5 protein-coding genes are annotated in these 6,232 nt (G+C 63.8%); all 5 read right to left on the bottom strand.

The window, feature by feature from the left end; translation table 11 throughout:
• Positions 1-32: 32 nt before the first annotated feature.
• The 5 genes from GCN75_RS25815 to flgJ all read right to left on the bottom strand — a co-directional run bounded on the left by GCN75_RS25815 (position 33) and on the right by flgJ (position 6,231).
• Positions 33-1,292, bottom strand: coding sequence for an MFS transporter (locus GCN75_RS25815; protein WP_152284906.1), 1,260 nt, complete (start codon positions 1,290-1,292; stop codon positions 33-35).
• Positions 1,293-1,337: 45 nt separating this feature from the next.
• The gene (locus GCN75_RS25810; protein WP_152284905.1) at positions 1,338-1,790 is read right to left on the bottom strand and encodes a MarR family winged helix-turn-helix transcriptional regulator; all 453 of its coding nucleotides are present in this window, start codon (positions 1,788-1,790) and stop codon (positions 1,338-1,340) included.
• Between the two features lie 167 nt (positions 1,791-1,957).
• A complete protein-coding gene (flgL, locus tag GCN75_RS25805; RefSeq protein ID WP_193317655.1) occupies positions 1,958-3,199 on the bottom strand; it encodes a flagellar hook-associated protein FlgL in 1,242 nt (413 codons plus the stop codon).
• Positions 3,200-3,251: 52 nt separating this feature from the next.
• Positions 3,252-5,219 (bottom strand): flagellar hook-associated protein FlgK, encoded by a 1,968-nt coding sequence (flgK, locus tag GCN75_RS25800; protein WP_152284904.1) that lies wholly within the window; start codon positions 5,217-5,219, stop codon positions 3,252-3,254.
• A gap of 88 nt (positions 5,220-5,307) precedes the next feature.
• A complete protein-coding gene (flgJ, locus tag GCN75_RS25795; protein WP_152259061.1) occupies positions 5,308-6,231 on the bottom strand; it encodes a flagellar assembly peptidoglycan hydrolase FlgJ in 924 nt (307 codons plus the stop codon).
• Position 6,232 lies beyond the last annotated feature (1 nt).

Below are 6,232 nucleotides of genomic sequence, written 5' to 3'. Positions count from 1 at the left end.
GCCCGCGCCGCCGGCCGCACCGGCGCGCTAACTCAGCGCTGGTCGGTGCCCAGCGCCACGCGCCAGCGCCGCGGATCGATATTCAAACGCAGCTGCTGATGCTTGACCAGATAGCGCACGCCGACGAGCGCGGCAGCCAGGCCCGACAAGGCGCCGATGCCCAGCGCCCAGCGGGGGCCGAAGGTGTCGGCCACCCAGCCCACGACAGGCGCGCCCAGCGGCGTGCCGCCCGCCGAGATCGCCAGCACGATGGCCATCACGCGGCCCCGCATGGCGGGCGCCGTCGACAATTGCACACTGCTGTTGACGCTGGTGGTAAACGTTTGCGCGGCGATGCCGATGACCACCAGCATCATGCCGAACAGCCAGTAATTGGGCATCACGGCAGCCAGCGCGCAAGCCAGGCCGAACAGCGCTGCCGCTCCCAGCAGCAAGGCCAGGGTGGGCTGGCCCCGCCCCGCCGCCAGCAGGGCGCCGGCCACGGAGCCGCAAGCCATCACGGAACTGAGCACGCCATACTGGCCCGCGCCCGCATGGAAGGCCGTCACCGACATGGTCGACAGGAAGATGGGGAAGTTCAAGCCGAAGGTGCCGATCAGGAACAGCATCAGCAGGATGGCCATCAGGTCGGGCCGCTGGCGTACGTAGCGGAAACCGTCGCCCAGGCTGGCCCGCGTGGCCTTCAGGCGCGGCGCGCGGCGCAGCAATTCCACGCGCAGCAGCAACAGCGAACCGATCACAGCCGCAAACGAGACGGCGTTGATGATGAAGACCCAGCCGCTGCCGACGCTGCTGATGAGCAAGCCGGCCACGGCCGGGCCCAGCATGCGCGCCGCATTGAACGAGGTGGAATTGAGGGCCACGGCATTCGTCAGGTCTTCCTCGCCGACGATTTCGGCCACGAACGTCTGGCGCACGGGCGAATCGAAGGCCGTCACGCAGCCCAGCAGGAAAGCAAACACATACACATGCCACAGTTGAACCAGGCCACTGATGCACAGCAAGCCCAGGCCCAGCGCCAGCAAACCCATGGCCGCCTGCGTGAACAGCAGCAATTTCCTGCGGTCCAGCAAGTCGGCCGCCATGCCCGTCAAAGGCAGCAACAGCAGCTGCGGGCCGAATTGCAAGGCCATGACGATGCCGACGGCGCTGGCATTATGCTGCGTCAATTCGCTGAGCACCAGCCAATCCTGCGCCGTGCGCTGCATCCAGGTGCCGATATTCGACACGAGGGCGCCACCGGCCCAGATACGGTAATTGGGTATGCGTAGCGAACGGAATGTGTTGTTCATCTGGGCGTGCGGGCTCCTTGCCGGGTTGTGGAATACATCAGCGGATCATTCCGCCAAGCGTTTGAGTAATGCCACCGCATGGTTCAGTTCGGCGACTTCGTCCGGCGTGAGCCGGGTTTCGATGGTGCGCGCCAGCCAGTCCTCGCGCGCGGCGCGGCTGGCGGCGATCCAGATGCGGCAGCTGTCCGTCAGGGTCAATATCGTCTGGCGTCCGTCTGCCGGGTCAGGCGAGCCCGTCACCAGCTGCGCCTCGGTCAGCGCCAGCACGGTGGCGGCCATCGACTGGGGCCGCATGCCTTCGGCGCGCGCCAGGCTGCTGGCCGTGGCCGGGCCGTCGCGTTCGAGACGGCTGAGCACGGATGCCTGCGACATGCTGACATCGCCCAGGTGCGCTTCCTCGCGCAGGCGGCGGCGCAGCTTGCCGATGAGGATGCGCAATTCGCCGGCCAGTTGCAGTACCTGTTCGTGGCCGTCGTGGTCTTCTTGTTGGGTGCTCATGCTTGCCGTGTGGTGGATCAAGGGCCTCTACTATAACATATATACAGGTAGACTGCACAGTTTGCCTGCATATATTGGCAGAATGACCATCTTGCGGGCGCAAAAAAGCCGGGGCGGGAGACGGCTCCCTGCCCCGGCTTGCCAGCCGTCCTGACGGTGCGGACCGCTCAGCTGATGTAATTGAACAGCGACAGACCCGACATGGAAGTGAACGATTTCTGCGCCGCCTGCAAGGTGATCTGCTGCTGGCTGAACAGGGAAATCGCCTTCACCATGTCCAGGTCCTGCAAGCCCGACAGGGTGCTCGCATATTGCAGGTCGAGGTCGTCGCCCGCGCTGTCGAGCGTGTCGAGTTCCTTCAGCCGCGAACCGACTTCCGCGCGCACGGACAGCACATTGTCGTAGGCCGTATCGAGGATATCGTGCGCCGCGTTCAGGCTGGCCGTCAGGCGCGCCTGCCCCGCGTCGCCCGAGGCCGGCTGGCCCAGCGCGCCGATCAGATTGGTGATGGTGGTAAAGATCGATTCCTTGCCGCTGGGCTCCAGGGTGAACTTGTCCAGGTCGGCCGGCTTGCCCGCGACATTGACTTGCTGGCCGTCAAAGTTGATGGCATCGCCAGACTTGTAGGCCACGGGCACGGCCGGATTCGGGATGGTCTGGCCCAGGGTCACGTCCGTCACGGTATAGGTCGTGACGGCAGCGGTGCCCGTACCCGTCACCTGGAAATCGATCGAGTACTTATGCCCCGTCAACTTGGAGGGATCGGTCACGGTGCCGCCGGAAATGATGCCGGCGCCGCCGCGCGTAAAGTTGCCCGGATCGGGGGCCGTGGTGAACTTGCCGTTGCCCGTCAAATTGTTTTCGAACACGGCCGCGCCCGAGTCGCTGGTGGCCAGGTAGCGGGCCGAGCCCACCTGCAGCTCGCGCTGGCCCTGGTCGCCCACATAGGTGGCGCCGCCTGGCGTCTGGCTGAACGGTTGCGTCGTCGACTTGTAGCCGCCGAACAGATAGCCGCCCGCGTTGTCGGACGTGTTGGCGATGCCCATCAGGTCCGTCAGGCGCCCCTTCAGCTCCGTGGCCAGGCTCTGGCGGTCGATATCCTTCAATGCCGGATTGCCGGCCTTCAACACCAGCTCCTGCACGTCGGCGATCAGCGAGGTGGTGCTGGCCAGCGCCAGCTCTTCCTGCGACAGGAAATTCTTGGCGTTCGAGCGGTTCGTCACGAACTGCGTATTGATCGATTGCGACTGCGTCACTTCCAGCGCGCGCGCCGACGCAATCGGGTCGTCGGCCGGCGTCAGGTTGCGGCGGTTCGCCGACAGTTGCATTTGAGTGCGGTTCAGCGCGCCCTGCAGATTGTTCAGCTGCGTGCTGCCCGCGTCATAGATCATTTTGGTACTGATGCGCATGATGCTGCCCTTCCTGATGGCGGCGGGGCGCTAGGCGCCGCCGCTTGAATAATTAACGTCCGAGGCCGATGACCACGTCGAACAGGGTGCTGGCGATCTGCATGACCTTGCCGCAAGCCTGGTAGGCTTGCTGGTAGCGCAGCAAATTGGCCGCCTCTTCATCGAGGTTGACGCCGGAAACGGCCTGCTGCTGCGTGCTGGTTTGCTGCAACAATGCAAGACTAGCCAGGCCGCTGACCTGCACTTCGCGCGTCTTGTTGCCCACATAGCTGACGGTTTCCGCGTACGAACCCTGGAACGTGGCCTTGCCCCCGTCGAGAATGTTTTTCGTCTGCAAGCCCGCCAGCAAGGCGGCATTGCGGTTGTCGCCCACGCCGCCCGAGTTCGGCGCAATGGTGAATTTATCGCCCTGCGCGGGCGCGCCCGTCAGGTTGACGTTGATGCCGCCAAAGCTGAAGCTGTCGCCTTCCGTGTACGGGATATTCGCCGTGCCGGCCGGATACGTGGTGGTGGCGCCGTTCAAGCCTTTCACCGTCACGGCCTGGCCCGCAGGAAAACCGGACAGCGAAGTGGTCGCCTTGTCATATGTCAAGGTGACGGTACCCGTCAAGGCGTTGCCAGGCGTCAAATACGCCTTGTCCACGCTGCCTGCGCCCAGCTTGCCGCTGCCCGTGTTGCTGACGGGCGCACCCGTGGCGATCGGCGCGCCGGCGGCCAGCTTGTTGCGGTCGGTAATCGCCACGGCCAGGTCGGAAGCGCCGTGGGCCGTGGGCCGGACCATGAAGTTGTCGCCTTCGGCAGCCGTGCCCGTGATCGAGAAATCCACGCCGTCGATGGTTTGCGGCACCGTTTGCGGATACGGATTGATGGTCGTTTTCGCGCCGTCGCTCTGGCGCGTCACCACATAATTCGTACCGTCATACTTGACGGCATAATCGCTGGCCGTCAGCTTGGTCGGATCGCTGACCTTGGCCGATAGCGCCGTCGTGCTGGTCGCGTTGTTGCGGTAGTCGGCGCCGATGACGGGATCGGGCAGCTTGAAGAAGTCGCCCCCCATGTCGCCATTCAAGTCCTGGCCCAGCTTGTGCTGCTCGTTGAAGGTGGAGGCCAGCGCGATGGCGACCTTGCCCAGCGAATTCTGGATGCGGTCCAGGCTGCCGCTGCGGAATTCCAGCAAGCCGCCCAGCGCACCGCCGCTGAGGGAACTTTCCGACAGCTTGGTGACGCTCGAGCCCGTCACATAGCCCACGTCCAGGCGGTTCGGGTCCGTCGGCGACGGCGTGGTGGCCAGTTCAAAATTCTTGTCGCCCACCACCAGCGGCTGGCCCGAGCCGATCGAGACGGAGATCGTGTTGCCGGCGCCCGGCTGGACCGTTGCCTTGACGTATTTGTTCAGCTCCGTGATCAGTTGGTCGCGCTGGTCCAGCAGATCGTTGGGCTGATTGCTTTCATTCACGGTCAGGTTGGTAATCGCGGTATTAAGTTCCGCGATCTGCTTGGCGTAGGAGTTGATCACCTTCACGTTCGAGGTGATCTGCGAATTGACGCCGTCGCCGATTTCCGTCAGGCGCGCGCTGAGGCCCTGGAAGCGCGCGGTCAGCGAATTTGCGCTCGACAACAATGCCTGGCGCGACGAGACGGACGAGGGATTCGAGCTGAAATCCTGCACGCCCTTGAAGAAGTCGGCCATTGCCGGCGACAGCCCGGCCGTGGGGTCGGCCAGCATATTGTCGATCTGGGTGATCTGCGTGTAATAGGCGTCGAGCGAACTGGTGGTCGCCTGCGCGCCATTCACCTGGGCCGCCATGAAACCGTCGTACTGGCGCTTGACTTGCGATACCTCGGTACCATTGCCCACAAAGCCATACCCGGCATTGTTGAACTGCGCCGTCTGCTGCAGCACCACCTGGCGGTTGTAACCGTCCACGTTGGCATTGGTGATGTTATGCCCGGTCGTCGACAGGCCCACCTGCGCTGCAAGCAAACCGCTCTTACCGATGCTGAGTAGATTCGAAGTCATGGTGTCTTATTGGTTACCGTCAAAAGTATTTACGGCAGTCGCGGCGAAAACTTGAAGCGCGCGGCCTGCACGGGGGCACGGCGGGGCGTCAGCCGACCAGCGAATTCTTGATAATCTTTGTCAGTTTGGCAGCATAATTCGGGTCCGTCGCATAGCCGGCTTTCTGCAAGCCCTGGGCGAACGTGCTGGCGTCGCCCGCGCTGGCCAATACTTTCTCGTAGCGTTTGTTGTTGGTAATCAACTGCGCATAATCCTTGAAGCTGTCCGCGTAGCTGTCGTAGGCGCGGAATTTTTCCACCTTGCGCTGCGCCTTGCCATTCACATATTCGGTGGTGACGGCTTCCGTGACCTTGCCCTTCCAGTCGCTTGTCGCCTTGATGCCAAACAGGTTGTGGCTGCTGCTGCCGTCGCGGCTGATGATTTCGCGCTTACCCCAGCCCGTTTCCAGCGCGGCCTGGCCCAGCATGAACTTGGCCGGGATGCCCGTGGTGCGGCTGGCTTCTTCCGCATGCACGCCCAGCTTTTCCTGGAAGGCGCGCACATGCGGCGCCTGCGTGGCATTGGCCTTGTCGCTCAAGGTTTTACCGGTGGTGGCGCCGGCTGCGCCGTCGCCCAGGGCGCCCTGCTGCTGGCGGAAGGCCGCCAGCGCCTGCGCCATGCTCGACGAGCGGGGCGACGGCGCTTCGGCGCCATCGGCGGCCAGCGCCTGGTTCGACGACGACAGCTGGCGGATCAGCACGTCCGCCAGGCCCGTGCCCCGCTTGGCCAGGTTCTGGCTCGTCTGCTGGTCCAGCATCGAGGTGTACATCTTGCTTTGCTGGCTATCCATGATGCCGTCCTGCGGCGTGGCTTCGCGCATGCTTTTCATCATCATGTTGATGAACATGGCTTCGAATTGCGTGGCTGCCTCTTTCAGGGCGGCAGGGTCCTTCGCCTTGGCGGACTGGCGCAAGCCATCCATGCCTTTCACGTCATAGGCGGCGGTATTGCTGAGGTCGGTTTGACTGATCATG

This window comes from Janthinobacterium violaceinigrum, from assembly GCF_009208555.1.
GTDB lineage: Bacteria > Pseudomonadota > Gammaproteobacteria > Burkholderiales > Burkholderiaceae_D > Janthinobacterium > Janthinobacterium violaceinigrum.
Note: the sequence above shows the minus strand (reverse complement) of the source record. Positions and strands in the feature narration are given on the sequence as shown.

Coding starts and splice junctions, on each gene's coding strand:
- GCN75_RS25810 (WP_152284905.1), bottom strand. CDS start 1,790: ATGAGCACCCAACAAGAAGACCACGACGGCCACGAACAGGTACTGCAA.
- GCN75_RS25815 (WP_152284906.1), bottom strand. CDS start 1,292: ATGAACAACACATTCCGTTCGCTACGCATACCCAATTACCGTATCTGG.
- flgL (WP_193317655.1), bottom strand. CDS start 3,199: ATGCGCATCAGTACCAAAATGATCTATGACGCGGGCAGCACGCAGCTG.
- flgK (WP_152284904.1), bottom strand. CDS start 5,219: ATGACTTCGAATCTACTCAGCATCGGTAAGAGCGGTTTGCTTGCAGCG.
- flgJ (WP_152259061.1), bottom strand. CDS start 6,231: ATGATCAGTCAAACCGACCTCAGCAATACCGCCGCCTATGACGTGAAA.